The organism is Cardinium endosymbiont of Dermatophagoides farinae, from assembly GCF_007559345.1.
In the GTDB taxonomy this organism is placed as follows: domain Bacteria; phylum Bacteroidota; class Bacteroidia; order Cytophagales; family Amoebophilaceae; genus Cardinium.
Genome location: NZ_VMBH01000001.1, coordinates 323,123 through 349,487, shown reverse-complemented (window position 1 = coordinate 349,487; position 26,365 = coordinate 323,123). Strand labels below are relative to the sequence as shown.

The 26,365-nt window shown below is 38.1% G+C and carries 22 protein-coding genes and 1 pseudogene; 15 read left to right on the top strand and 8 right to left on the bottom strand.

Features of this window, described 5'->3' with window-relative positions:
* Positions 1-306: 306 nt before the first annotated feature.
* Both mfd and FPG78_RS01625 read left to right on the top strand, forming a co-directional pair.
* A complete protein-coding gene (gene mfd, locus FPG78_RS01630) occupies positions 307-3,621 on the top strand; it encodes a transcription-repair coupling factor (protein WP_144086328.1) in 3,315 nt (1,104 codons plus the stop codon).
* A gap of 219 nt (positions 3,622-3,840) precedes the next feature.
* Positions 3,841-4,911, top strand: a complete 1,071-nt coding sequence (locus tag FPG78_RS01625; RefSeq protein WP_223261941.1) for a hypothetical protein — start codon at positions 3,841-3,843, stop codon at positions 4,909-4,911.
* Between the two features lie 335 nt (positions 4,912-5,246).
* On the opposite strand, the gene FPG78_RS01620 is transcribed toward FPG78_RS01625, so the two are convergent.
* Positions 5,247-5,507: a queuosine salvage family protein gene (locus FPG78_RS01620; protein WP_144086326.1), complete on the bottom strand. Its 261-nt coding sequence runs from the start codon at positions 5,505-5,507 to the stop codon at positions 5,247-5,249.
* An 866-nt stretch (positions 5,508-6,373) separates the two neighbouring features.
* Between FPG78_RS01620 and FPG78_RS01615 the strand changes: the two genes are divergently transcribed.
* Positions 6,374-6,907, top strand: coding sequence for a hypothetical protein (locus FPG78_RS01615; protein ID WP_144086325.1), 534 nt, complete (start codon positions 6,374-6,376; stop codon positions 6,905-6,907).
* A gap of 57 nt (positions 6,908-6,964) precedes the next feature.
* Here the strand turns inward: FPG78_RS01615 and FPG78_RS01610 are convergent, their stop codons facing one another.
* Positions 6,965-7,435: a recombinase family protein gene (locus FPG78_RS01610; protein WP_223262038.1), complete on the bottom strand. Its 471-nt coding sequence runs from the start codon at positions 7,433-7,435 to the stop codon at positions 6,965-6,967.
* Positions 7,436-7,444: 9 nt separating this feature from the next.
* Here FPG78_RS01610 and FPG78_RS01605 point away from each other — a divergent pair.
* Positions 7,445-10,336: pseudogene (locus FPG78_RS01605) on the top strand (Tn3 family transposase); the annotation flags it as partial.
* 372 nt (positions 10,337-10,708) lie between these two features.
* Here FPG78_RS01605 and FPG78_RS01600 read toward each other — a convergent pair.
* The 4 genes from FPG78_RS01600 to FPG78_RS01585 all read right to left on the bottom strand — a co-directional run bounded on the left by FPG78_RS01600 (position 10,709) and on the right by FPG78_RS01585 (position 14,363).
* Complete coding sequence (locus FPG78_RS01600; RefSeq protein ID WP_144086323.1) at positions 10,709-11,050, bottom strand: hypothetical protein; 342 nt, start codon at positions 11,048-11,050, stop codon at positions 10,709-10,711.
* A gap of 196 nt (positions 11,051-11,246) precedes the next feature.
* On the bottom strand, positions 11,247-11,657 hold the full coding sequence (locus FPG78_RS01595; protein ID WP_144086322.1) for a hypothetical protein: 411 nt from the start codon (positions 11,655-11,657) through the stop codon (positions 11,247-11,249).
* 104 nt (positions 11,658-11,761) lie between these two features.
* Positions 11,762-12,763: an NAD(P)H-dependent glycerol-3-phosphate dehydrogenase gene (locus tag FPG78_RS01590; RefSeq protein ID WP_144086321.1), complete on the bottom strand. Its 1,002-nt coding sequence runs from the start codon at positions 12,761-12,763 to the stop codon at positions 11,762-11,764.
* Positions 12,741-14,363: a 1-acyl-sn-glycerol-3-phosphate acyltransferase gene (locus FPG78_RS01585; protein WP_144086320.1), complete on the bottom strand. Its 1,623-nt coding sequence runs from the start codon at positions 14,361-14,363 to the stop codon at positions 12,741-12,743. Before FPG78_RS01585 ends, FPG78_RS01590 begins: the two co-directional genes overlap by 23 nt.
* A gap of 101 nt (positions 14,364-14,464) precedes the next feature.
* Here FPG78_RS01585 and ybeY point away from each other — a divergent pair, with 101 nt between their 5' ends.
* The 11 genes from ybeY (at position 14,465) to FPG78_RS07505 (ending at position 23,979) form a co-directional block, all read left to right on the top strand.
* Positions 14,465-16,438, top strand: a complete 1,974-nt coding sequence (ybeY, locus tag FPG78_RS01580) for an rRNA maturation RNase YbeY (protein WP_144086319.1) — start codon at positions 14,465-14,467, stop codon at positions 16,436-16,438.
* On the top strand, positions 16,426-17,016 hold the full coding sequence (locus FPG78_RS01575; RefSeq protein WP_144086318.1) for an RNB domain-containing ribonuclease: 591 nt from the start codon (positions 16,426-16,428) through the stop codon (positions 17,014-17,016). The genes ybeY and FPG78_RS01575 overlap by 13 nt, the downstream gene beginning before the upstream one ends.
* Positions 17,017-17,165: 149 nt before the next feature.
* Entirely contained in the window at positions 17,166-17,288 is a 123-nt protein-coding gene (locus tag FPG78_RS08000; RefSeq protein WP_255431699.1) for a hypothetical protein, read from the top strand.
* A 539-nt stretch (positions 17,289-17,827) separates the two neighbouring features.
* Entirely contained in the window at positions 17,828-18,298 is a 471-nt protein-coding gene (gene greA / locus FPG78_RS01570) for a transcription elongation factor GreA (RefSeq protein ID WP_144086317.1), read from the top strand.
* A gap of 82 nt (positions 18,299-18,380) precedes the next feature.
* The gene (locus FPG78_RS01565) at positions 18,381-18,728 is read left to right on the top strand and encodes a 4Fe-4S binding protein (protein WP_144086316.1); all 348 of its coding nucleotides are present in this window, start codon (positions 18,381-18,383) and stop codon (positions 18,726-18,728) included.
* Positions 18,729-18,757: 29 nt separating this feature from the next.
* Positions 18,758-19,063: a DUF3276 family protein gene (locus FPG78_RS01560; protein ID WP_144086315.1), complete on the top strand. Its 306-nt coding sequence runs from the start codon at positions 18,758-18,760 to the stop codon at positions 19,061-19,063.
* A gap of 49 nt (positions 19,064-19,112) precedes the next feature.
* Positions 19,113-20,210, top strand: coding sequence for a redox-regulated ATPase YchF (ychF, locus tag FPG78_RS01555; protein WP_144086314.1), 1,098 nt, complete (start codon positions 19,113-19,115; stop codon positions 20,208-20,210).
* Between the two features lie 605 nt (positions 20,211-20,815).
* A complete protein-coding gene (locus tag FPG78_RS01550) occupies positions 20,816-22,585 on the top strand; it encodes an AAA family ATPase (RefSeq protein WP_144086313.1) in 1,770 nt (589 codons plus the stop codon).
* Positions 22,586-22,827: 242 nt separating this feature from the next.
* Positions 22,828-23,085, top strand: a complete 258-nt coding sequence (locus tag FPG78_RS07515) for a Fic/DOC family N-terminal domain-containing protein (RefSeq protein WP_223261940.1) — start codon at positions 22,828-22,830, stop codon at positions 23,083-23,085.
* A 168-nt stretch (positions 23,086-23,253) separates the two neighbouring features.
* Positions 23,254-23,619, top strand: a complete 366-nt coding sequence (locus tag FPG78_RS07510; RefSeq protein ID WP_144086311.1) for a Fic family protein — start codon at positions 23,254-23,256, stop codon at positions 23,617-23,619.
* Between the two features lie 138 nt (positions 23,620-23,757).
* Positions 23,758-23,979 carry an HTH domain-containing protein gene (locus FPG78_RS07505; protein ID WP_223261939.1) on the top strand — a complete coding sequence of 74 codons (222 nt, stop codon included), beginning with the start codon at positions 23,758-23,760 and terminating at the stop codon, positions 23,977-23,979.
* 42 nt (positions 23,980-24,021) lie between these two features.
* On the opposite strand, the gene FPG78_RS01530 is transcribed toward FPG78_RS07505, so the two are convergent.
* The gene (locus FPG78_RS01530; RefSeq protein WP_144086310.1) at positions 24,022-24,912 is read right to left on the bottom strand and encodes a hypothetical protein; all 891 of its coding nucleotides are present in this window, start codon (positions 24,910-24,912) and stop codon (positions 24,022-24,024) included.
* Between the two features lie 792 nt (positions 24,913-25,704).
* Positions 25,705-26,310, bottom strand: coding sequence for a Holliday junction branch migration protein RuvA (gene ruvA / locus FPG78_RS01525; RefSeq protein ID WP_144086309.1), 606 nt, complete (start codon positions 26,308-26,310; stop codon positions 25,705-25,707).
* Positions 26,311-26,365: the final 55 nt, after the last annotated feature.

Here is a 26,365-nt window from a genome sequence, read left to right as displayed (position 1 = left end):
GATTATCAATTGATAAATAATAGAATACCAGAATAAAACAGTTTAAATCCGTCTATTGTATTTTTCTAATAAATTACTTACTTGCCTAATTGCTTCAACTTTTCCATACCCTATAATAGCTACCAATTATATGGCAAAAGAAAAATAAAAAAAGACCACAAACCCTACCCAAGCCATGCGCTTACCCTACACTTTTTAAAAAATTATTTGTAAATTTGCGTTGGACGCAGTCTTTATAGCATATTCATTTCATTTTATTTATAGTTCAGCCGTAGCTGCCACGGACCATTGTATATCCAAGGGTATATGTCCGGGGTTTTATTTTCATTAACCTTTACTTTCATCTTGCAGATCAACGATTTCATAGCGCTGTACGAAAAAAATGAAGTGGTAACCAAGCTTACAGACTACCTAAAAGAGGATCCCCAAAACAGAGCGATGCACCTAGAAGGTATGCAAGGGAGCTTAGATGCACTACTTATTGCAGCACTGCAACAAAACTGCAACCAGCTACAACTGGTTGTAGTGGAAAACAAAGAAGAAGCATTGGCTATCTATGGGGACCTCACTCATCTATTGCCTGCCCATCCTGTACTACTTTTTCCCAGTTTAGAACAAAAAGAGGATAAGTATAAAACGATTCAAAACAAACGATCAGCTATTATACAGGCTATAAGCGAAAATAGCGCTGCGCCATTAGTGGTTACCCATATAGCCGCCGTTTTGGAAAAAATCTTGGATCCATCTCTGGTGACCACTATGTGCTCTAATATACATGTAGGCCAAACGCTATCATTCCAAACATTGGAAAAGATGCTTCAAAGATTTACAAAAGTAGATTTTGTCTATAGCCCAGGTCAGTTTGCTATACGTGGCGGCATTATTGACATTTATAGCATGAACCAGTCGTTTCCCTACCGAATAGAACTATGGGGCGATCAAGTTTCCACCATTCGCATCTTTGACCCTAAAGACCAAAAGTCTTTTAAAAAGACAAATGTAGCAACTATCTTATCGAATCCAGAAACGACAACGACAAAACAATTAAACTATACCTCTTTTGGGGCTTGTCTACCAGCAGGGAGTTGTATTTGGCTAAAAAATAAAAAAAAGATCTTAGCAGCACCAAAAAGTAGTGCATCAAGTGATACCTTAGACACTGTGGAAAGCTTTATGGCATCCATTATACCCTTTCACCAAATTCTATTTGGAGCATCTATTGTTTCAGAAAACGACCTAGTACTAACCTATAATGCTGAAAAACAGCCTTTTTTCAAACAAAATTTTAGCCTTTTAGCAGATGACCTCTACAAAAGGAATGCGCAGGAGTATGATATATACATTACAGCTACTGCTGCAGGGCAATTTGCCCGACTGCATACTATTTTAGAAGCACAAGCGCACAAAACAACTTTTACGCCACTACTGCTGAGCTTACGAGAAGGTTATATAGACCATACAGCCAAAATAGTCTGCTATAGCGATCACCAAATCTTTAATAGATACTACAAGTATGAACCACCCAAACGGCATACTACAACTGAAACCCTACTTGCCGATGCATGCAGGAAACTAGAAATTGGAGATTATGTGGTACACAGTGACTACGGGATTGGTCGATTTTCCGGATTACATTCCTTACAGATCAATAACCAAAAGCAAGAAGCCATTCGACTGATCTATAAAAACAACGACACGGTATACGTCAATGTACACGAATTATATAAAATCAGTAAATATACCAGCAAAGACGGCACAACGCCTGGGATGCATACATTGGGCAGTTCCGCCTGGGGGCGTAAAAAAAACAGCGTTAAAAAACAGATCAAAGACATTGCCAAGGAGCTGATTGCACTTTACGCAGCACGCAAAAAAACGTTAGGATTTGCTTTTGGAGCAGATACGCTACTAGACGCAGCATTAGCCGCTTCCTTCTGCTATGAGGAAACCCCAGACCAAGCGGTGGCCATTGCCGCTGTTAAAGAAGATATGGAAAGCTCCACCCCTATGGATCGACTGGTTTGTGGCGATGTGGGGTTTGGCAAAACAGAAATCGCGATTCGTGCAGCTTTTAAGGCAGCAACAAGTGGCAAGCAAGTCGCTGTGCTGGTGCCTACTACGATTTTAGCGCTACAGCATTACAACTCCTTTATCAATAGGTTGGCCAACCTACCGATTCATGTCAGCTATATCAACAGATTTAAAACCAAACAAGAAATTGAGCAAACGCGCTCCGATACAGCTTCTGGAAAAGTGGATATTCTAATTGGCACACACAAGCTACTCACAAACGGTGTTAAGTTTAAAGATTTAGGGCTATTGATTATCGATGAAGAACAGAAATTTGGGGTAAGTGCTAAAGAAAAGTTAAAAAAGATGCGTTTAAACGTAGACACATTAACCCTAACCGCTACACCTATTCCACGCACCCTTCATTTTTCGCTGATGGGTGCCAGGGATTTAAGTATTCTGGCTACCCCTCCTACCAATAGGCTACCTGTCCAAACAAAGCTTCATGGCTTTGATGAGCAGCTTATTAAAGAAGCCATAGAAGATGAAATAGCCCGTGGCGGACAAGTCTTTTTTGTGCACAACAGGGTAAGCAATATCAATGCCATGGCGCAAAATCTATCAGCGCTACTGCCCACCGCACGCATCTGTGTTGCGCATGGTCAAATGGCCGGATCTATGCTAGAAGAAAAAATCCTGCAGTTTATAGTAGGGCGTTACGATATACTGGTAGCAACCAGTATTATAGAATCTGGCATAGATATGCCCAATGTCAACACCATTATCATCAATGACAGCCATCTTTTAGGCCTTTCTGACTTACATCAAATGCGTGGCAGAGTAGGTCGTTCTAATGTACAAGCCTTTTGCTACCTATTGATTCCAGAAGATGCAACCCTTACACCAGAAGCAAAACTAAGGCTAGCTGCATTAGAAGAGTGTTCAGCATTAGGAGATGGCTTTAAGCTGGCTATGAGAGACCTAGACATACGTGGCGCAGGTGATCTACTAGGTTCCGCACAAAGTGGCTTTATATCGGACATTGGTTTTGACACCTATTGTAAAATATTAGAAGAGGCTGTAGAAGAGGTAAAGCATAATGATTTTAAAGCATTATTTGGTAAAGAGGCCAAAACGCTACCCAGCGAATGTTCCATTGAAACAAACTGTGAAGCACTTTTACCACCTGAATATGTGCAAAGCACAACGCAACGCATGACCCTGTATAGTAGACTACATGAACTTAAAAACATGGACCAGCTCACACACTTTAAAGAAGAACTCATAGATCGGTTTGGTCCATTGCCTACTGCTACAGATACCCTGTTGGAAACGGTACAACTCCGATGGGAAGCAGAACGGATTGGATTTCAAAAAATTTCATTTAAGAATCAACGCTTGCATTGCTACCTAGGCGCTGATTTCCAAAAAAGAAATGGGAATATGTGGGACCATATCATGCACTATATGCAAGCACACCCAACTTGTTGCCAGCTAAAAAAGCTAGGGGACAACCTGATGCTCACCATTACTGGAAAAATCGATAATGTCATTTCAGCAAGGAATCTACTGGCTATTATAGGGATGGCTGATCAGGATGGTTTTCGGTAAAAAAGGCATAAATAATATCCTTATTTTACTTACTCATAGTGATCGAAACGCATCAATTGGATTAAAGCTGTGAACAACGGACACGGCAAATATTTAATAAACTAAACTAAACTCTATACAACAATGTTAAAGCATATAAAAAAAAGATGGCAAACAATCGTGTGTAATAGTCTCTGCATCTATTTACTTGGGTGTACTACACACCAAGTAAAAAGAAATATGCGGTCGGACAAATCGCCGGGTTGTTTGGGTTTTTCTGAAAATAGACAAACACCTTTTTCAGTTTCTAAGGAGGATCGGGTGTATAAGATAAAAAATATCATTAAGATAATATATAGGAGATGGGATATCTCGTTAAATAGCTTGTTAGAAGAACCTAAAAAAGATTCGAGATTAGAAGAATCTGAATCTGAAGCTGAATCTAAAGCTGAAAATGATTTCATGTCACACCTTCGTTACTTGTGTGACTTAATTAAGGACTTCATGTCACGCCTTCGTTACTTGAGTAACTTAATTACAGAATTAAAGAATTCTAAAGAAGATGATTTGAAGACAAACCTTCTTAAATACCTGCCGAATCTTTCTCAGTTTATTAAAAATAAGCGAGAGTCTTTTTATAAAGGAAAAATTGAATCGCTCTATACATTGCTCTATAAAGATGTTGAGTTACTTATAGAAGCAATAACAGAGTTTACCTGTCAAAACTGTCACGGATGGAACAAAATATTTTCTGATGATAGCCAACTCTGTTCTCAAATAGATACAGAAACAGATAGTGATTCTAATAATGATTCTGATAAAGAATACAAATTGAGACTTAATGTCAAACGACTTAAAAAAGAAAATCCAATAGAAGGCAAAAAAAGGAAGTACAATTCGGAAAGCAATAGCCAAACATCATTAAAGTGTACCTGTGAACTCTCTAGCAAAGAGAGAAAAGAAAAAATAATAGATTATACCTGTAAAAAGTGTGTCTCAGAAGCACATTGGAGCAATAGAGTAACGTGGACCTGTGAGTGTTTCAAAGTAATCACTACAAAGCGTCATCAGATGGACTCCAAAATAAGCGCACATAAGAAGATGCATCCAAAAAAGGGGGAAAAAGGTTTCAAATGTAAATATTGTCCTGTAAGATTCAAACATAAAGGTAAATGCACAAGTCATGAAATCAATATTCACAATGAAACACAACAATTCCCATGTGAGTTTTGTAAGAAATCCTTCGTGAGGAAGGAGGACCTTCAAAATCATATTCACAGGGTTCACAAAAACATAAAAAAGAGTCTTTAGTCTTAAGTGTGTAAATATTTTTCAGGTTGTATATTCCTTTAGATATTAACACTTAAACTTAACACAATGAAAAAAAGATTTACCAAAAGATGGGATAAGCAAAGCAATAGACGTATTGCTAGACTCAGGTGTAGACCTATCGACTCTTTTTGATCAAGGTGGCTTACTTAAAGAATTAAGCAAGCGTCTTGTAGAAAAAAGCGTTAGAAATTGATAATGAAGTCATATCGGTTGAGGTTCCAAGAGATAGAGCATCCACTTTTGAGCCTGTTTTTCTACCCAAACGAAATATGACATATTTGTTCATACTAGTAGTAAAAAAGGAAATCTTTCTCTTACTTTTTGCTTGTTTCCTGGCTAGCGTGGCCATTTGCTGAACAAAAACGATCAAAACCCATCAATTTATTAAAGTTGTACCCTATTGAAAACATTGATGAGATGGTCGTTATAGATTTTGAAAAGAATGAAAAGTTTAGCACATCCCAGTTAAAAATAAATCCTGCATTGGTTTCATATTCTATACCAAAAAGACTGACTTCCAATCCTATTCTACCATTAAAAGCATCACTGACAGAAAGATGAGCGCTGCCACCCAATCTTTCTTAATAAGCGGAAAATCAATAAAGGCGCAACTCTAAACGTCACAGACCATTTACGGCTTGTGCCTATATAGCTTTTAATTAAAATAGGTAGAGATAGCATCTTTACATTAAAAGAAATAGATGCTATTTCTTGTGCTTTAGGATATAGAAAAAAAGGTGTTTTAGGCTCTATATCCTTTCTCATGCCATTCATAAAGTATACATATAGTCAACCACTTCAGGCAGTTATGCTGCTGCCATTGTTTGTTCGCCTTTTGAATATCTTTGCTAAAACATTTGTGCATGCACTTTATTTTTAATACCGGTAACAAAATTTTCCCTTAAAATATTTCATAAAAAAAATAAATTGTAAACTTTTTTATGAGATATCAAAAAAATACTTTACAATGTATAAATAAGAAATAAAAACGCAAACTTAAAAAAATATATTATTTTATTTAATAATCAATAAAACATACTAACTAATTTGACACCACTGGCTAAACAAATACGAATGGAAACGTTAATCCAGCATTCAAATAAATTCATTATCTGCATAGTAAGTTAACGGCATATCATATTCTAAGCGTAGTAGTAACCATTACATTATTGAAACTTGGGAATAGTTGTACATGTTCAAGCTTATTGACCAGATATAATATCCAAGATTATGTTAAACATCGCTACAGTCATAAAGACGAAAAAAAAAGTCCTGATAATAGGAGTTTTGCAGATAGCTATAGTGCTAGCAGAAATTGGAAATAGTTGTACACGTTCAAGATTATTGACCAGATATAGTGTCAAAGATTATGTGAAGCATCGATACAGTCATAAAGACGAGAAAAAAAGTCCTGATAATAGGAGTTTTGCAGGTAACTATAGTGCTAGCAGACAAAGGTTTAGAGATGGTGATCAAACAGATTCATATCCGGTTCCTCAACATAAGGATAGCCAGCAAAGTAGAGCTCCTGATAACAGGAGGTGTTGCAGATAGCTATAGTACTAATCATGAAAGGTCTAATACGCACAACCAAATAGATTCATATCCGTGTGGATCTCAGGATTATGACAGCGGCAACCTAAATCAGTCAGATCATACCTACACTTACGCCCGATCCTACTCTAGGCCTAAAACCAATCATTATAATGCTTCTATTCAGGAGTTTCATTCCAAATTGCCTTTAGATAATCTAAAGCAGATCGCACAAGAGGTTTCTTATGTAAAAAGGCAGATTACAAATAAGTTTCTTAACAAATCTGACAAAAATGAGGGTTTATTATGGATAAGTGAAGTTGCCGAAAAATTGAAGAGCAAAGCCTATTTAGGGGTCTCCTTGGATATAGGAAATTATTGTACATTAAGGCTGTTTTCTGTACTAAAGATGTTCTTCTTTTTCTTCCAGGTTATTGTATAAATTTACCTGATTAGCAACATGTTTCAGACATTACTTTTCCCACTTTCCAGCAATTTATTAAAAGTGCTTAGCATCGCTTTTTTCATTGTTTACAAAGTACAATTTCTGAATACGACATACCTGCGAAGCGCTGTACCCGGTAGCTTGTGCGGTATCTTGAATGCTTAGTTTTTTAACACTTCGATAATATATTACCTTCTGGTGACGCTCATGATCAGCCTGTTTTCCACGATATTTACCCTCTTGACGTGCTCTTTCGATTCCCTGTTTTTGCCGTTGCTGACGGCTCAACCAATCCTTATACGACATTGCGGCCATCAGATCCATGAGCATATTATTGATGGCAGAAATCACAGCACGAGTTACTGGATCATTTTGTGATGGTTCTTTGTCAGACAAAACCTGCCATGAAGTTGGGATGTCCAGACTTACAATTCTCAATTCATGATGTTCAATCTGCTTTTTGAGTGTTAGCCAGTCACTGTTACTAAGTCTGGTCAGCCGATCTATTTGTTCTACTAGTAGAATATCATTCAGGATTTAGCGCTTATTAATACGCACCGCAAGCCAGCCAATAGGTTCGGTTTTTCTGTCTTGCTTTGTTACCTGAAGAACATAGGGATGATCCCAGATAAAAAATCACTACTTTCCGATTTTTTACTCAAGCATATCGCTAGCAGACTTAATTTATCAAATGAACTTTGGAAAGATTATGCATCAGGACGAGACACCACTCGCAGGGAACATTTAATAGAACTATACCACTATCTAGGACTAAAAAAATTTACAAAACAGATTCAAAATGATTGCATTTCGTATTTAATTCCACTTGCAAAACGCACTGACAAGGGTATTCTTTTTACACAAGAACTTCTAAAGTATATGCAGCGGAATTGCGTGATTATTCCCACTATTGATGTACTGGAGCGAACGTGCTCAAAGGCCATGGATGCTGGTATAAAATAGTATTCTCGGAACTGAATGCTCAACTTATATCAGAGTATAAGGTCAATCTAGACAGCCTTCTGATTGCATCAAATAATCATCTTTCACGTCTATCTTGGATTCTTCAACCTCCTGGTAAAATTAACGGAAAAAATGTATTACAGCACATTGAACGCTTGAATACGATCATGGCAATAGACTTACCGGTAGGGATCGGACGTTTAGTTCATCAGAATCGGTTACTGAAACTGGCCCGTGAGGGTCGGAATATGAGCAGCCGAGATTTGACTAAGTTCTCATCAAGCAGACGATACGCTATTCTAATATGTGTGATTGAAGAAGCCAGAGCTACACTTACAGATGAGATCATCGATTTGCATGAGCGTATTCTTGAACAGTATGTTCAGCCGGGCTAAAAGGACTCAGGCGGAGCGACTCCAGCAAACAGGTAAACTTATCCAGTCTAAACTGTACCAGTATATTGCTATTGGTCAAGCATTAACTGAAGCCCGTGAATCCGGAGAAGATCCATGGACTGCTATTGAACATGTTATGCCATGGCAAAAATTTATTATAAGTCTAGAAGAAACCCGTTTTTTGACCAAAAAAAGTAATTTTGATCCACTGCATATTATTATTGAGAAATATAGTACGTTACGTAAATACGCTCCAAGAATGTTGTCTGCGTTGGAACTGAATGCCACGCCAGCTGCACAGTCACTAGCCGAGGCTCTGACAGTCATCAGAGAAATGTATCATAAACAGTTACGAAAGGTCCCACCAATGGAACCGTTGGATTTTATTCCTGAAAGCTGGAGGAAAGTGGTTATTGCACCCACCGGAATAAATCGACAGTACTATGAATTTTTCGCTCTTAACGAACTGAAAGACGCGCTTCGTTCAGGGGATATCTGGGTAAAAGGTTCTCGCCGATATAAAAATTTTGACGATTACCTCATTCCTAAAAAGGAGTTTAATAAGTTGATTCAGAATCATCAGTTACCACTTTCTGTCCCTTTTGATTACAGTCAATATATTGGAAGTCGCCTAACATTATTGAAATCACGACTCGAAGAGGTAAACAAAATGGCCCTTATAGGTGATTTACCTAATGTTGAAATATCTAATAAAAGAGTAAAGGTCACGCCATTGGATAATAGTGTTCCTGCAGAGGTTTCACCGCTGACAGCCCTGGTTTATAGTATGTTACCTCATCCTAAAATTACAGAGATACTGGATGAAGTAAACGACTGGACAGCGTTTACTGACCATTTTTCTCATCTCAAAAATGAGGTCATCCGCCCTGATACTCGGCTCCTCCTAACCACTATCCTGGCTGATGGAATTAACCTTGGGCTAGGTAAAATGGTAGAGGCCTGTCCTGGAGTTACTAGATCTTCACTGGAAAGTATTCAGGCGTGGTATATACGAGATGAAACGTATTCAGCTGCTCTTGCTGAATTAGTTAATGCGCAGGAAAAGCAACCTATGGCGATATACTGGGGTGACGGTACTACATCGTCTTCAAACGGTCAGAACTTCAGAGTCGGAAGCCTTGGACGCTACGCTGGACAAGTCAATCCTAAATATGGACAGGATCCTGGTATTCAGTTTTATACGAATATCTCTGATCAATACAGTCCATTTTATACCAGGGTTATCAGCCGGGTAAGGGATTCAACTCATGTACTCGATGGCTTGCTGTATCACGAAAGTGATCTAGAAATCCGGGAACACTATACCGATACATCTGGTTTCACCGATCATGTATTTGCCATGATGCACCTACTTGGTTTTGAATTCTGCCCAAGAATTCGAGATCTACATGACAAACGACTTTTTATTCAAGGAAAAGCCCAACAATACCCTGGACTTCAGTCTATTATATCTTCGAACAGCCTGAATCTGAAAGATATCAAATCAAACTGGGCTGACGTGCTTCGTCTAGCCACCTCGATCAGCCAGGGGACAGTTACTGCATCCCTAATGCTCAAGAAGTTGGCCAGTTATCCAAAACAGAACGGTCTGGCAAAAGCTCTCAGAGAAATCGGGAGAATAGAAAGAACATTATTCATGCTGAACTGGTTTCGAGATCCAGCATTGCGTCGACGTGTACAAAAAGGGCTTAATAAAGGAGAAGCCCGTAATGCCCTTGCCCGTGCGGTATTTATGCACAGGTTGGGGGAAATCAGGGACAGAAACCTGGAAAATCAGAGCTACCGTGCCAGTGGACTAACACTGCTCACAGCTGCCATCACGCTATGGAACACGGTCTACATCGAAAGAGCTGTAGACTCTCTGAAAAAACAGGGAATAAAAATCAATGATCAATTGTTATCACATCTATCTCCATTAGGATGGGAGCATATCAATTTGACAGGAGATTATATCTGAACAAGAAAGCGTAAAAAAACATTAAGTAAGTTCCGACCTCTACGACCGGCTAACATAGAAAAATACAAAAACAGCCTTAACGTACAATAATTTCCCATATCCAAGGAGACCCCTAATATTTCATACAAAATAAGTAACCTGCCCTGAAGTATTATTTATTCATCTGTTAATCAGCATAAAAATACTACAACCCAGTTGAATGTATATTAACCTGAGCTCGGTATTTATTTATCTGATTTACAGCTACTAAAAGCAGGCTATTGGACTAATATTTTGACTACCCTCTATTTTAGCCACCTAATTATATTAAAAACAACTTGATAATCAAAATCATTTATATATAAGCTATTTATAGCATTGTGTCTAATCATAAATTTTATTAGATTTTTATAATTGATTATCAGGTTAAAAAATAACTTAATACCGAACTCAGGTTACTAGTGACAAAAAGGAACTTTGCTCTTACTTTTTGCTTATTTCCTGTGTAGCATGTCCATTGGCTGAACAAAAACGATCAAAACCCATCAATTTATTAAAGTTGTACCCTATTGAAAACATTGATGAGGCTACGCTTATAGATTTTGAAAAGAGTGAAAAGTTTAACACATCCCAGTTAAAAATAAATCCTGTATCCGTTTCATACGCTATACCAAAAAGACTGAATTCCAATCCTATTCTACCATTGAAAGCATCACTGACAGAAAGACAGGTATGTTTGTCTTTTTCTTTTCTTTTTTCCCATTTATTATAAAATGCTGCTCTATCCCTTTTATGGTTAGCGTCTAAATAATCATAGGAAATCATATCTTGTTTATCGGCAGCATTATTGTTATATATGCATTGTTTTAATAGCTCTTGCCCAGGCTGGTTCGCTAGTTCTGCTACCCAGTCTTTCTTATAAGCGGAAAGGAATCAATAAAGGCGCAACTCTAAACGTCACAGACCATTTATGGCTTGTACCCTATATAGCTTTTAATTAAAATAGGTAGAGATAGCGTCTTTACATTAAAAAAGAAATAGATGCTATTTCTTGTGCTTTAGGATATAGAAAAAAAGGTGTTTTAGGCTCTATATCCTTTCTCATACCATTCATATCGATTGACTTATAACAAATCCCAATTTGTACTTGATCTAAAGAACTAAAAAATGGGAAAATTGGGAAAAATGGAAAAAATGGGACTTTATCTTCTATGGTCGTTTTAAAGCTATAAGCTACAAATAATTCCACAGGGAAATAGCTCATAAGATCGGACTCAATTATACGGAAGCCGCCCTCATATCCTAGTTTAGCCCCAAAATTTAGTCTTCCATTGGTTAAAGCAACACTGCTACCTTGTATCGGTGTAATGCCTATATAAAAAAATGATAAGCATATGATGGGCTTCAATAACTTTTTATACAACTGCTTCATATTATTTTCTATGGTTATTAGACTTTTTTATGGTTATAGCTTTATCACGATAGACAAACAATAAAATAGTTGCATGCTGCATATACCCCCCCTTGCTTCCCGAGTCACCCATCAAGCATAGCGTCAACGCCTTCCTTTAATGGAAGATCTTCAAAAAGCATGCGATAGATCGCTTCTACCATTGGCGCACTCCGGTCATAAGATTGCATCGCTTCGCGAATGAGTTGAACCGTTTGCACCCCTTCGGAAACCTCCTTTGCCGTGCTTAAGATATCGGCTAGCTTTTCACCTTTTGTCAAACGATAGCCAATGGTATAATTTCTACTAGCCGTGCTGCCACAAGTGGCTATTAAATCTCCAAGACCAGCTGGCCCTAATAAGTCACCTTTGCGGATCCGCATAGTGGTCAAGATATAACGCATTTCTGAGATGGCCGAGGTAATAAAAAAAGCATAGGTATTCAACTGATAGCCCATCCCTCCTACTATACCGGCACCAATAGCAAAAATATTTTTCAGCACACTACATATTTCTACACCCTGCAGATTAGAACTAAGATAGACACGCAACCAATCACTGGTTAAAAGCTTCTCCCCTACAGATAAAACACTTTGAGCATTACTGGCAACGACTGTAACAGCAGGATGCTTTTTAGCTAAAAATGCAGACAAATTAGGGCCAGCCAAACAACCAATTTGTTGGACCACCGTTTCTCGAAAAATTATGCTACTCATCGTAACCACACCCCTACCCAAGGGTGTATCACCATCTTGATACAGATGCAATCCCTTCGTCCCATGTATTAATATATGATCTGATGTAAGATCTGGAGCCATCTGTTGGACCAATCCACGAAATTTAGCAGCAGGAACCACAGGAAAAATAACCAAACAAGTGCGCAGGACCATTGGCAAATCAGTCGTAACCATCACATTGGCTGCCAATGGCACATCAGCAGCGCTACTGTTTATTTCCGCCACACGTTCTGCTTTATGCGTATACAAGAACACACGGCTTACATTAGGTGCTACTAGGTTTGCAACAGCAGTGCCAAACTTACCAGCTCCTAAAACCGCTACCATTTTATATAAGTGCTTCGAGGCCATAACCAGTCAGTCTATTATGATAATAAAATAATGTTAAAAGATCTTGAATCAATAAATCGCCACCTGCTGTTACCACCAATGGTTTCTGTGCATGGTATACACCCAATTTAGCACATCCATCTTTAGCAATAGCAGCAAGCTGACCATTCTGTACAATAGAGGTAAACACTATCTTTTTTTCTGTATAAAGCAGTTGCAACGCTTTATACGTATGCCCAAGCGCCGCCATAAAATCAGCATAAGGAATCACGATATCCGTTAGCTGCATGGAAAACCCCGCTCTCTTTTTTGCCAATTCATAAGCTACAAAGGCTACTAGGTGGCTGCTGAGCACCATATTAATACGATGATAAGCCGCTACAATTTTATGGCTAAGGGTTTGAACATAGTCATCTGACCGCTTTCTAGCAACCGTTTTAACGGGAAGATCCAAAAACGCTTGGTATAAGTCTATTGGTTGACCTTGATCATCATAACTACACCCCGTTATGTCTACCCTATTCCCCATAACATCTAAGGGTGTACCTATGTTAACAAATATTTCCGAACCCTTACATAATATATTTTTACTGAATTGAAAATTGGTAGCACAACAGCTTTGCTCCGCCATAGCAGCCGCAACATTTTCCATTTGCACCGACTCACGTACCAATTCATAGGCTTCTAATACACAATGGTAATTCAGCACAATTGGAACAATAAAAAGCTTCTTAGCAGCTACCCCTTGGTTTTGAAAATTCGCTTCCTGTGCTTCAAAAGGGGTACTGAGCAATCCTAATTTTAAATCAGACTCTATAGCACCCAAACGGCTACGGGTTCCACCCGGATAAAATAGCGTATGGCAGCCCCATTCCAATGTGTGGCACGCATAATCTTTCTGTACTTGTAAGTAGGGTATCGTCTTTTTACGCCGATCTACCTTATAGGTTCCTAACTTATCAAAGACATAACGAAACCCCTTGTTATTAAATAAATTCAATCCTGCACCCCAAGTTAAAGGAGGTAGCCCCAATTGTTTCATGGCCAATCCGACCACAACAGAATCCCAATTGCTCGTATGGGTAGGCACCAAGACAATCGTGCCTATCTGGGCCAATGCACGAACCGTATCCGTTGCACCCATCAAATGAAACTTTTCCTGTAACCTTTTGTGGGGCAAAGTCCAACGCTCTGATCCAACACCAAAACAATCGGGCTTAAGGAGATGGACAAAAGTATGGTAGACACCTTTAGATATACATTGATAATGGCGCACACTAAAGTTGCTGCAAATCTCTCTTACATACCGTTCTATAACACTTTTTAAAAGCTTAGCTGCTTCCACTTTATTGTCAATAGAAGATGCCATGGCCTCCCAAAAAGAGCGATCATCCTGAGGATCACAGCTCCATGGGTTTGATGCCACCCTAGCCAACTCTCTAGAAGCTGTTTGCGCTAATATTCGGTAGAGCGCTTCATCCATTGGGTGGCGTGCACACAAAGACTTAAAACTTTTATCAACCACCTCTCTTAAAAAAGCTTTTTGGTTTTTATGGAGTATGGTAATAGGCCAACGACTGGCTCTAGACTCAATAGGCATAAATTGGTCTTTGGTAGACATATTGTATCTTTTTAACGGAATAAGCCGTAATTTACGGTCAAATCTGGGTAAGATTAAAAAGCTTACCTGATTGTTTGCTATTGCAAGATAATAAGGTTAAAATGAATATTTATTACTTCTCAGAAGAAATTAATTTTAGATTAAAGCAAAAAAGAAAAATTTCTGCTTGGCTGCAAGACGTTATCTCCCAAGAAGGATACACACTAAACCATCTTAACTTTATTTTTTGTACAGATAACTATTTACATGCTAAAAATGTAACCTATTTGGGCCATGACACTTTAACAGATGTGATTACATTTAACTATGCCACAGATGCAAAAACCATCTTAGGAGATGTCTACATAAGCATTGAACGCATCCGAGAAAATGCTAAAGCGTATAACCGAAAAATGGAGGAAGAACTCTACACAGTAATGGTGCATGGCCTATTACATTTGTTGGCCTACAATGATAAAAAAAGAAAAGATCAACTGATCATGAGAGAAAAAGAAACTTTTTATCTGAACCAGTTCGCATTGTTTATACCCACTACTCCTCACAAGATCAAAAATAAAAGAGCCGTGCAAAACCATACTACACTTATTCTTAAGATCCTAGAAAAGGACCCAAGTCAAACCTATACCATACAACAACTTTGTACGGCCTTACAAATAACATCAAAAGCAGATAAAGCAAAAGTAAAAAAGGCTTTACTCGATCTTTTACATCAGGATGCCATTAAAAAAATCAGCAAAGGGCGTTATCTACATGTCGCCCCTCCTACTTACCTTACAGGTCGAGTAGATTACGTCCGTGCCGAATATGCTTATATCATTGTACCGGATCAGCCTAAAGATATACTAGTGCGTCAAAAAAACCTATTAGCTGCACTAGATAAAGATTTGGTTAAGGTTCGCTTGCTGCCAAACGGAGGTCGCAAACGGCCAGAGGGTGTGGTGGTAGAAGTTATTAAGCGAAATACTGTAATTGGGCGCATCACGCTTTCTGGCCAACAACCTCAAGCGATAGTTGCACAAAAACGAACTACTTGCACTGTTTTATTAGAGGGAGAAAATAGCGCTATGCTTCAAGAAAATGATAAAGTAGTGATTGCACTAACTTCTTTTCTTAACAATCAATTAACAGGTAAAGTAGTGCAACATCTTGGACCAGCTGGCCTACATGAGGTAGAGATGCATGCCATTATGGCTGAATTTGGTTTAAAAGATGGTTTTCCAGAAAGCCTTCTTGAAAGCATCCAAAATATACCTACAACCATTACCCAAGCAGAAGCCGCTAGAAGAAGAAACTTCCGAGGTATACCTACTTTTACAATAGATCCAGCAGATGCTCAAGATTTTGATGATGCCCTTTCCTATCAACCATTAGCCAATGGCCGCTACCAAGTAGGGATTCATATTGCAGACGTAAGCTATTATGTGCCGCCAGACAGCCTGCTAGATAAGGAAGCCTATGACCGAAATACTTCTGTCTACCTGGTAGATCGTTGTATTCCTATGTTGCCAGAACTACTTTCTAATGAATTGTGTTCTTTACGTCCAAACGAAACCAAATTAACTTTTTCAGCTATTTTCGAATTGGATAGGCAAGGAAAAATTCATGACAAATGGCTGGGAGAAACGATTATTTATTCCAATAAAAGATTTTCCTACGAAGAAGCCCAAGCAGCAATAGATAACCAGACAGGTGATTTTTACGAAGCACTTACAGTATTAAACCAGCTAGCCAAAGAGCTTCGGAAAAAACGCCTACAAAAAGGCGCCATTAACTTTGAAACCAGGGCATTGGAATTTGAACTGGATGCCAATGGAAAACCACTTCAGGTGATGCAAAAGCTGCGTACAGATGCCCATAAGCTCATTGAAGAGTTTATGTTACTGGCCAACAAAGAAGTAGCTACCTATGTAGCCAAACTCAAGCAAAAACAGGAAAAACTAGGACCTACTTTTATATACAGAACCCATGACCATCCAGATCCAGATAAGTTAAATGAATTCTTTTTATTTGTGAACCAGCTCGGATACAAAATAGATGCCAATAAAACCCTATATACAAAGCCATGCATGCACTAGAGCAGGCCATTCAGGGCAAGCAAGAAGAAAACATTATACAATCACTGGCCATTCGGTCTATGGCTAAGGCGCTTTACACTACAAAACCCGACCCACACTTTGCATTGGCCTTTGCGCATTATACCCATTTTACCTCACCGATCAGAAGATATGCAGACCTATTGGTACACCGTCTTTTGAAGCAATATTTAAAAGGTGAACGCATCTACGACGCAGCATCCTATGAAAAAAAATGTCAATATGCTGTAGAACGAGAATACCTTGCGGTAAATGCAGAAAGGGCTTCTATCAAGTATAAACAAGTAGAGTTTATACAAAATTTAAAAGATGAAATATTTGATGGCATCATCAGTGGCATAACCGAATGGAACATCTATATAGAGATCCTCTCTAATGGCTGTGAAGGTATGGTTCGCTTATCAGAGCTTACCGATGACACCTATGTTTTTGAGGAAAACAACTTTCAAGCAGTTGGCAAACAGTTTAAAAAATGTTACCGATTAGGGGATATTGTAAAAGTAAAAATCAAAAATTGTGATTTGGACAAACGACACATTAACTTTTGGTTATGCCAGTAAGGTGGCGTATAAAAAAGGCCTATCTTATCCAGATCTAATGCCAAGGTATAGGCTATTTTAGCCTTTTATTTTTTATATTAGCGATTTGGCCATGGCAGCATAGGTAATTTTTTTAGTTTAAGCTTTAGCTTAAAAAGCTAGCCAACTGTATGGTAGCACCAATAGCAAACAACCAAAAATATCCTTATTTTTGGCGCTGTGGACCTTCTGCAAAACCTATTTGTGATCAGCAGTTTTTAGGAGAAGCGCAGTCGAGCACCGCAGCATACTAAATGTATTTGAGGAGCATAGACCACAAAATTGCCATTTAGCAATAGGTTTTGCAGAAGGTCTTGTGTTTGCATGCAGAAAAATACAAACCTAGGTAAAACCTGAAAGCATAATTTTTGTAAATACAATTAATATGAAAGGTAATATGAAAGCAATTGCAAGATTTTTAGCAGTGCTGCTTGCCCTGCTCGCTATAGGTATGCATTGGAGCGTTGTAGTCATACCCATGCTTGCCGGATACAAGTTTAGCATGCTGTTTATTGCCTTTTTACTCCTATTTGTATCCATACTTCTTTAAATCTAGCATTCATGTATTCAATAGCTAGCAATAGCCAGAAAAATTAAATTTTTGAAGCAAAGAATTAGCATTGTAAAAACTAGCTCTCTTTCAAAATCTATTTGTGGTGAGCAATTTTTAGGAGAAACACAGTCTCCAGGATACTAGATGTATTGGACGAGCATAGACAAGCACCAAAATGACCATTTAGCAATAGATCTCGAAAGAGGGCTCATCATTAAAATTATAAAACATAGTACGTCAATGACCTATTACACAGAAGAAGGACTAGAGCGCATGAAAAAAGAACTCAGTTGGTTAAAAAGCGAAGGCCGCATTCGTGTAGCCAATGACCTAGCAGAAGCGCATAAAAAGGGGGATTTAAGTGAAAATGCAGAATATGATGCAGCCAGAGATGCACAAGGGTTATTAGAAGCAAAAATTGCTGCCTTAGAAACCTTAGTAGCCAACGCTAGAGTATTAAAAGAGAGTGAAATTGACTTGTCTCGCGTTTCTATTCTCACTAAAACACGCGTTAGGAATAAAAAAACAGGCACAGAATCTATTTTTATGCTTGTCTCACAGGGTGAGGCTGACCTAAAGCAGGGTAAGATATCCGTTGAATCGCCTATGGGAAAAGGGTTATTAGGTAAAAAAGTATCAGAGATTGCGCAAGTTGATACCCCCTCTGGTATCATTGAATTAGAGATTTTAAAAATCGGGTTGGACCTTTAAAAGTTATCAACTCAAACCAGGGATTTGCTGTAATCCTTTATTTCTATTAATTTAGCTGCCAGATAAAATAATCTTAGAAGTTATGGCTTTACGGATAACAGATGCATGCATCAATTGCGGCGCATGTGCGGTTGAGTGCCCTAATACTGCAATATATGAGGGTGGAACAAATTGGCAATGGGCTGAGGGTACACAGTTGAAGAGAGTCAAGGTAAAAGGCGAAGTATTGGATGCAGCCATACCACAAGCGCCCTACACAGATGACACCTTTTATATTGTCACAGATAAGTGTACAGAGTGTGTAGGCTTTCATGAGGAGCCACAATGCGCAGCAGTTTGCCCAGTAGATTGTTGTGTATTAGACCTAGATCACCCAGAAACGAAAGAAGCCTTGCTGGAAAAAAAGAAATTTTTACATGGGGAGTGTTAATTAAGATATAGTAAACAAATAATTATACAGTGGAGCCACATACAGGATTAGATGAAGTTTATTCCAAAAGAGTAAATGCAGGAAAAAGAGTTTATTTCTTTGATATAAAGTCAACCAGGGGAAAAGACTACTACTTGACCATCACAGAAAGTAAGAAAAGAACAGAAGCAGATGGCATGGCATACGAAAAACATAAAATTTTTCTATACAAAGAAGATGTGAATAAATTCATTCGTGCGCTTAATGAGGTAGTTGACCACCTTAAAACGACGCTAATGGCTGACTATGCATTTGATCAATTTGATCGCAACGCAGAAGGAAATCCAACCAAATAAACTACCCAAATCTAGCCCGGTATTTAGGGTGCTTATAAACATTTGATTCATGGCTTTAAAGTGTGGCCTTGTTGGTTTGCCTAACGTAGGCAAGTCTATGTTGTTTAATGGCTTATCAAATGGAAATGCGGCTTCTGCCAATTTCCCTTTTTGTACGATAGAACCCAATGTAGGTGTAGTAGCTGTACCAGATCAACGTATGGAATTGCTTGCTGAATTGGCACATTCTAAAAATATCATACCTACTGCTATTGAGTTTGTAGACATAGCTGGGTTGGTCAAGGATGCCCATCAAGGAGAAGGATTGGGCAATAAATTCCTTAGCCATATTCGAGAAGTGAACGCGATTGTGCATGTGATCAGGTGTTTTGAAGATGAAGATGTAGTACACGTCGCGGGCGGTGTAGACCCTGTTTTTGACAAACAAGTTATTGACCATGAACTACGCTGTAAGGACATCGATACCTTAACCAAAAGGTTAGAGAAAATCGAAAAGCTTGCCAAACATGGGCCTAAAGCACAACAACGCACCTGTGAACTATTGAACCTGTTTTTAACAGAACTAAAACAGGGCCGTGATGCACGCGCCATCCAAGTAGCGGAAATCGATCAGCCATTGATAGATGACTGGCAACTATTAACCTCAAAACCGGTTATTTACTTTGCGAATGTAGATGAGGCAACCATACTTGGTAAAAAAAATCCGCACTTAGCTGCTTTACAAGCGGCTATTGCTCAGGAGAATGGCTGGGTGATTATTGGCGCTGCTGCGTTAGAAACACAGCTCAATGCATTGAGTCGTCAGGACAAGGCTTTTTTCTTAAAAGAATACAACCTAATGGAATCTGCATTAAATAAGCTGATTCAATCAGCTTATTCCTTGCTGCAGCTGATTACCTATTTTACGGTAGGGCCGCAAGAAGTGCGGGCATGGACCATTCAAAATGGGACAAAAGCACCTCAAGCAGCAGGAGTCATCCATACAGACTTTCAGCGTGGATTTATCAAAGCAGAGGTTATTGCTTTTAAGGACTATAAGCAGTATAAAAGTGAAAATGGCTGCCGGGAAGCGGGCAAGCTACGTATAGAAGGCAAAGAGTACATCGTACAAGATGGTGATGTAATGCTTTTTCGTTTTAATGTATAATTGTTTTTCTAACCTATATACTATCCAATGAACACCACTTCGATTCTTTTAATCTTGACAATAATGGTTGCTTTATTTTGTAAAGATAAAAAACCAACCATCTTACTCATAACTATTACCAATTTAGTAGGATGGTACCAGGGTGTAATACATACCATCGGTATGGGTCTTTTGGGCTATTCACCTTGATTACTTATCTACACTTTGCACTAGAAAATCCAAGCAAGCTAGTGAAGACGCTATTGTTTATACTAGAAGCTTTATGTATAGTGGCACTTGCCTTTCATTATGTTCCAATGATATGCCAGATTTTTGCAATGTTTTGGCAATCCTTCCAATAAAACCAAGCAACATGATCGATATCCTTGCAGAGGTAGGATAATGGTATTTTTTTTGCTACTTTTTCCTTGATAAGGAAGTAGCCAAAAAATCAAGCGCTAATGGAAGAAGCTAAGATTAGACCTTCTTCAAAACCTATTTGTGATCAGCAGTTTTTAGGAGAAGCGCAGTCGCCAGAATACTAAATGTATTTGAGGAGCATAGACCACAAAATTGCCATTTAGCAATAGGTTTTGCAGTAGGTCTATTGACTCAAAGAACCTGATATGAATAAGCATAAACTACCGATTGGGGTTAGTAACTTTCATAAGCTGGTATCTAACGATTACCTCTTTTGTGATAAGACAGCCATGATTGCTGATTTCCTAGAAAAAGGCGATGAAGTTACCTTAATTACCCGTCCTCGTCGCTGGGGTAAGACACTCAATATGTCTATGTTCCAACATTTTTTTTCCTCAGAGATTAATGGTATAAGTACAGCAGGGTTATTTGATGATTTAAAAATTGGTAAGCTAGAAGGTGGTAGGTATGTTAGGGAACATCAAGGAAAGCACCCTGTCATTATGATCAGTTTTAAGGATATCAATGCAGATGATTTTCAAGGAGCTTATAATGCGGTGTATGAATTGATCTTAAAGGTTTATAGTGCTTATATTTATTTATTGAATAGTGATAAAATCAATGCAATACAGCTGAATAAATTACATATTATTCTTAGTAATCAAGCTAATCAACAACAGCTGGAAGCTTCTTTAGAGTTACTGAGTCAATGCCTCTATCAACACCATGGTAAAAAGGTCTATATTCTAATAGATGAATACGATACGTCACTCAATAAAGCTTATGGTAATAAATTATACCTGGACGCTATGGTTGCATTTATGCGTAACCTATTTAGCGCTGCGTTAAAAGACAATACTACACTAGAAAAAGGTCTTTTAACGGGTATATTACGTATTTCTAAGGATAGTATGCTCTCTGGATTAAATAACCTAGAGACCTATACCTTACTAGATGAAGAATATAGTGCCCATTTTGGTTTTAGTGAAATGGAAGTTTCCGCTTTATTTAAAGCAAAAGATTTGAGTGCTTCTATGCAAGAAGTAAGAAATTGGTACAATGGTTATAAGGTAGGGAACTTAGTGATGTATAACCCATGGTCTATTATTTCTTGTATCAATAAGTCAGGCCGTTTTGATGTCTATTGGGTAAATACGGGTAATAACAACTTAATTGAACAAAAGGTACTTACTGCTCATTCTGAGATCAAAGAACAATTTGAACAATTGATGCGAAAGGAATCTTTAGTTGTATCTATCAACAGACATATTGCTTTTGATATTTTAGATAAAGATGATACATCTTTTTGGAGTCTTTTATTATTTGCTGGCTATTTGACCTTTGAAACAAGTCATTTAAGCGCCTATACGAGTCTATATGACTGTACAGTCAAGGTTCCTAATTATGAAATATGGCGGCTCTATAGCACATTTTTTCAAGAATGGTTCGTCAATCAGTTTGAGAGAAGGAGGCAATATGATTCTTTTTTGAAACATTTGGTAGCTGGTGAGGTTGCTGCTTTTGTAGAACAACTTAGCTATTTCTTACGAAACAGTGTGAGCTATTTTGATACCAAACAAAGCAACACATTAGAAGGATTTTATCATGGTTTTGTATTAGGGATGTTATCAAGTTTGGGTAGAACCCATTATATACGATCCAATCGAGAAAGCGGATTGGGAAGGTATGATGTATTAATCATTCCTAAAGATGGTTTAAAGGCGCTGCTATTGGAATTTAAGCAGGTACGTAAAGAAGAAGAATTGGAAACTACAGCTAAACTTGCTTTACAACAAATACAAACACAAGCCTATCATACAGAGTTATTGCAGTATCCTCATATAAAAGAAGTAATAGAATGTGGTATTGCATTTTCTGGAAAGTCTGTTTTAGCTGTTTACTCGACTTATGATTTGGCTGGCAAACAGTCTGGTGATGTTATGTTAACCAGTAGATATGGTGCGCAAGGGGAATAGCCCATAGATAGCCTCTGTCCAGTTAAGTGTGTAAATATTTTTGAGGTTTTATATTTACACACTTAAAACGTACGACAAAGAGCTTAGAGCAGCTAAAACAGGTCGATTAAATGCTATAAAAACTATCTACCTTGTAGTAGACCTTCTGCAAAACCTATTTGTGATCAGCAGTTTTTAGGAGAAGCGCAGTCGCCAGAATACTAAATGTATTTGAGGAGCATAGACAAGCTTCGACACCAAAATTGCCATTAGAAATAGGTTTTCCAGAAGGTCTACTCAAAGGGCACCATGCTTTTGTACCCTATGTGCTGCCACCAAAATTTGCATGGAATAATAGGCTAGTCAACAGTTTGTCTCGTACTGATTTTTTACTTGGAAAATTAGCACGAGAAGGCAGTAGGCTACCTAATCCTCATCTTTTAATACGTCCATTCATCACACGTGACGCAGTATTATCTAGCAAAATTGAAGGCACCCAAGCAACCTTGGGGAAATCTTAGCTGCCGATGCTGGTGCTTATGTAAAACAAAACGCTGATGAACTCCAAGAGGTACAAAATTACATTAAGGCACTTGATTATGGACTGAAACGATTAACAGCGCTTCCGTTATCGCTACGTCTTATTAAAGAAATACATGCGCACTTAATGCAAGGTGTTAGAGGCGCGCATGCTACACCGGGAGCATTTAGGAACAGTCAGAATTAGATTGGACCACCAGGATATACAACTGCATACTGCAAAGTTTGTACCTCCACCCCCTGATCATTTAATGGATTGTCTGGGAGCATTTGAAAAATTTTTATATGATAGATCCTTGCCACCATTGATTCATATCGCACTTTGCCATTATCAATTTGAAGCCATTCATCCATTTTTAGATGGTAATGGACGTATAGGACGACTCTTGATTACATTACTTTTAATTGAACACAAGATACTCCCTTCTCCTTTATTATATTTATCTGCATTTTTTGAAGCAACACGTGATGAATATTATAAACAGCTTTATAATGTTAGTTTGAAAGGTACCTGACACAAATGGCTTATTTATTTTTTAAATGGCATAGCTATTCAATCTGAAGATGTACTATCGCGCACTGAACGTATCAATGAATTATTAAATCAATGGAAAATTGATATTGCAAGAGGAAGTTCCCAAGTGCCTATAGACATGGTACAGCTCTTAGCTGTAAATCCTTATTTTACTATCAATAAAATTGCTAAAGAGCTTAGCATTTCCTACAGCACTGCACAAAGGGGTGTTCAAAAACTTGAGGCTGCCGGCATTCTTAAAAAGACGGGTAATAATAAACGGGATAAAGTTTACTGCGCCATTGACATATTAAATATCCTGGAGGAACCTACGCACATCAAGGCAAGTATTTGTGAATAACGCGCCTGACTTATATTAATTGGCAGCATAGACGCACTACGGCTACTTTACACAGTCATAACCCAATACAATTCCTAATCCATTCATACCTATTACAATCCCAGAATTTCCTCTAAACTCAAACCCAAAATCCCAAGCTAAGCTCCAATTCCAAAATCTATTAAGAGATTTTGTTTGAGCGCTATCAGGATTAATCTTAAAAATAGAATGATATATGTCGACTAACCCTTTCTTGGCTAAAGCTTCTATATCTTCTTGAGTAATACCAGATCGGTCAGCAACTTCTTTACCTTTATATAAGACATTATAAAGTATATGCTTGACACTAGCGGTATTAACATGGATGGGACAATATTGTTTCTTCTCTAGACCAGGGAATACCAATATCAAACGAGGCCCTCCATAGCATACGAATTTCCGACTTTTTTCTGGGTACAACCGAAAAAATAAAGGAAGGCTTATGGCATGAAAGTCTATAATAGCCAAATTAGCGTGCACTATATAGCCGTCATTTTTAGCAGATAAAGCATTGGTTTTTTCGATGAAACGACCTCCAAAAGAAAGCAAACTCCTATCCAACAATTTTTTAGCATCGATAGAGGCATCTACGGTAAAAAAATAGTTATAGCTATATAATAACCCAGTTTGAAGACCTATTCCATTTATAGGGTGCCATTCTATAACAGGACCAATAGCTATTTCGGCACCCATAGCCCAATGACTTGCAATAACGTTTTTAGCTCCTTTGACCCAACTTTTTATACCAATATGTAAAGTCGATTGCGCATTTTTACCAAAAAAATCATCTTGCTGCACTAGATCCGTTTGCTCCACTACATCCGTGCAAGGGGCTACAGCAAAAGTTGAATGGGAAGCTACCCACCATACCCATAGCGCAACAAACCCTGCAAGCCTTTGTATTTTTTTTGCCATTTGATAGAAAGGATCTTATGTATCGATAGAAAGAATATTATGTATCCGATCTAATCGATCAAAAAGTAGGCAAAAAATCGCACTTATTCAAGGAATAATGTGAACTTAAGGGTGGCACTATTGGAAAATCTTTATAAAAAATCTCCCAATAATGGTTTCCTACTATCTCTATCTATCACCTGAATAATCTATATTCTATAATCTATCCCTATGGTTGCAAAGCCCAAATGTATACCATGATCTTTGAAAACCTTGTCTAGAAAGAGACAACACCTTCCATGGAGAGATATTTTTCGAGAAATAAGATAGTTTACATTTAATTCCAAAGCGTAAAAATAGATTAGTCCACAAGAGAGATGCCAGTAGTTATTAACTAAATAGCCCAACTATAGCGAGGTCATAGGTAAAAGCAACGCTAAGTTATAAGGAATTATAATACTTATATTAAGAATATCTATTTTAAATTTAATTGGCTTATTTGCCATAAACATATCTGGTAAAAACACCCCCCATAACAATCCAGCAGAAAATGTATACCGTTTACAAAATGGCTTTTCCCACTTTATACCTGTGGTAGCCACAAACCCCATCCATGCATTATTGTTTGCTGCAGCTTCAGCTTTAGGTTTCCAGTTGACTCCTACATCAATCGGTATGGACCATATGCCCTTATGAGATGTTTTGGGAGCAAGTGTAGTGGACGATGGCCCCTGAACCCTGTAAGAGATATAACGGTAGATATAATAAATAAAATTTTTGATATACTATTGATTTTCACCTAATTTATATAATTTAATACTTACTTGAAGTGTGTGGCTGCAATGCTTTTTTAATAAGTTCCTCCAAGGTAAGCGGGGATAATACCTGCGCTCTTACCGTTTCAATCGCGTTTTCTGCAACTTTTTGGGTAAGCCCTAATTTGGTTAAGGCCATTATCGCATCTTGATCTACCTTGTTTTGAGTGGGTTGTGGTAAGACCGGATCCTGGATGTAATCCAATTTTTGGGCTTTATCAGACAATTCCAATATCAGCCGCTGCGCAGCTTTTGCGCCTACACCTTTAATAGAGGTAAGCAAACGCGTATCCTTACTCAGAATAGCCTTGTGCAAGGCTGCTGGTGTTAGGGAGGATAAAATGGTCAAAGCAATCTTTGGACCAATGCTGCTAACAGAAGTCAGGTATAACCACCATGATTTTTCTTCTAACGTATAAAAGCCATAAAGGGTCAAGGCGTCGCTTTTTACCTGCATAACGGTTAACAAGGTGCAATGGTCTAACCCTTTGATTTGATCAAAGGTATATAAGGAAATATGTAACCCATACCCCACTCCTCCTACATCTAGGATAATGTAAGTCGGTTCTTTATGCAATAGTTTTCCTATAAGCTGCGCAATCATAGAGGGAGTTTCTACCTTACCTTTTTGGTTAATGAAAACGTAAGCAAAAAGCCAA

Coding starts and splice junctions, on each gene's coding strand:
- mfd (WP_144086328.1), top strand. CDS start 307: ATGTCCGGGGTTTTATTTTCATTAACCTTTACTTTCATCTTGCAGATC.
- FPG78_RS01625 (WP_223261941.1), top strand. CDS start 3,841: ATGCGGTCGGACAAATCGCCGGGTTGTTTGGGTTTTTCTGAAAATAGA.
- FPG78_RS01600 (WP_144086323.1), bottom strand. CDS start 11,050: ATGATTTCCTATGATTATTTAGACGCTAACCATAAAAGGGATAGAGCA.
- FPG78_RS01595 (WP_144086322.1), bottom strand. CDS start 11,657: ATGAAGCAGTTGTATAAAAAGTTATTGAAGCCCATCATATGCTTATCA.
- FPG78_RS01590 (WP_144086321.1), bottom strand. CDS start 12,763: ATGGCCTCGAAGCACTTATATAAAATGGTAGCGGTTTTAGGAGCTGGT.
- FPG78_RS01585 (WP_144086320.1), bottom strand. CDS start 14,363: ATGTCTACCAAAGACCAATTTATGCCTATTGAGTCTAGAGCCAGTCGT.
- ybeY (WP_144086319.1), top strand. CDS start 14,465: ATGAATATTTATTACTTCTCAGAAGAAATTAATTTTAGATTAAAGCAA.
- FPG78_RS01575 (WP_144086318.1), top strand. CDS start 16,426: ATGCATGCACTAGAGCAGGCCATTCAGGGCAAGCAAGAAGAAAACATT.
- FPG78_RS08000 (WP_255431699.1), top strand. CDS start 17,166: ATGGTAGCACCAATAGCAAACAACCAAAAATATCCTTATTTTTGGCGC.
- greA (WP_144086317.1), top strand. CDS start 17,828: ATGACCTATTACACAGAAGAAGGACTAGAGCGCATGAAAAAAGAACTC.
- FPG78_RS01565 (WP_144086316.1), top strand. CDS start 18,381: ATGGCTTTACGGATAACAGATGCATGCATCAATTGCGGCGCATGTGCG.
- ychF (WP_144086314.1), top strand. CDS start 19,113: ATGGCTTTAAAGTGTGGCCTTGTTGGTTTGCCTAACGTAGGCAAGTCT.
- FPG78_RS01550 (WP_144086313.1), top strand. CDS start 20,816: ATGAATAAGCATAAACTACCGATTGGGGTTAGTAACTTTCATAAGCTG.
- FPG78_RS07510 (WP_144086311.1), top strand. CDS start 23,254: ATGCTACACCGGGAGCATTTAGGAACAGTCAGAATTAGATTGGACCAC.
- FPG78_RS07505 (WP_223261939.1), top strand. CDS start 23,758: ATGGTACAGCTCTTAGCTGTAAATCCTTATTTTACTATCAATAAAATT.
- FPG78_RS01530 (WP_144086310.1), bottom strand. CDS start 24,912: ATGGCAAAAAAAATACAAAGGCTTGCAGGGTTTGTTGCGCTATGGGTA.
- ruvA (WP_144086309.1), bottom strand. CDS start 26,310: ATGATTGCGCAGCTTATAGGAAAACTATTGCATAAAGAACCGACTTAC.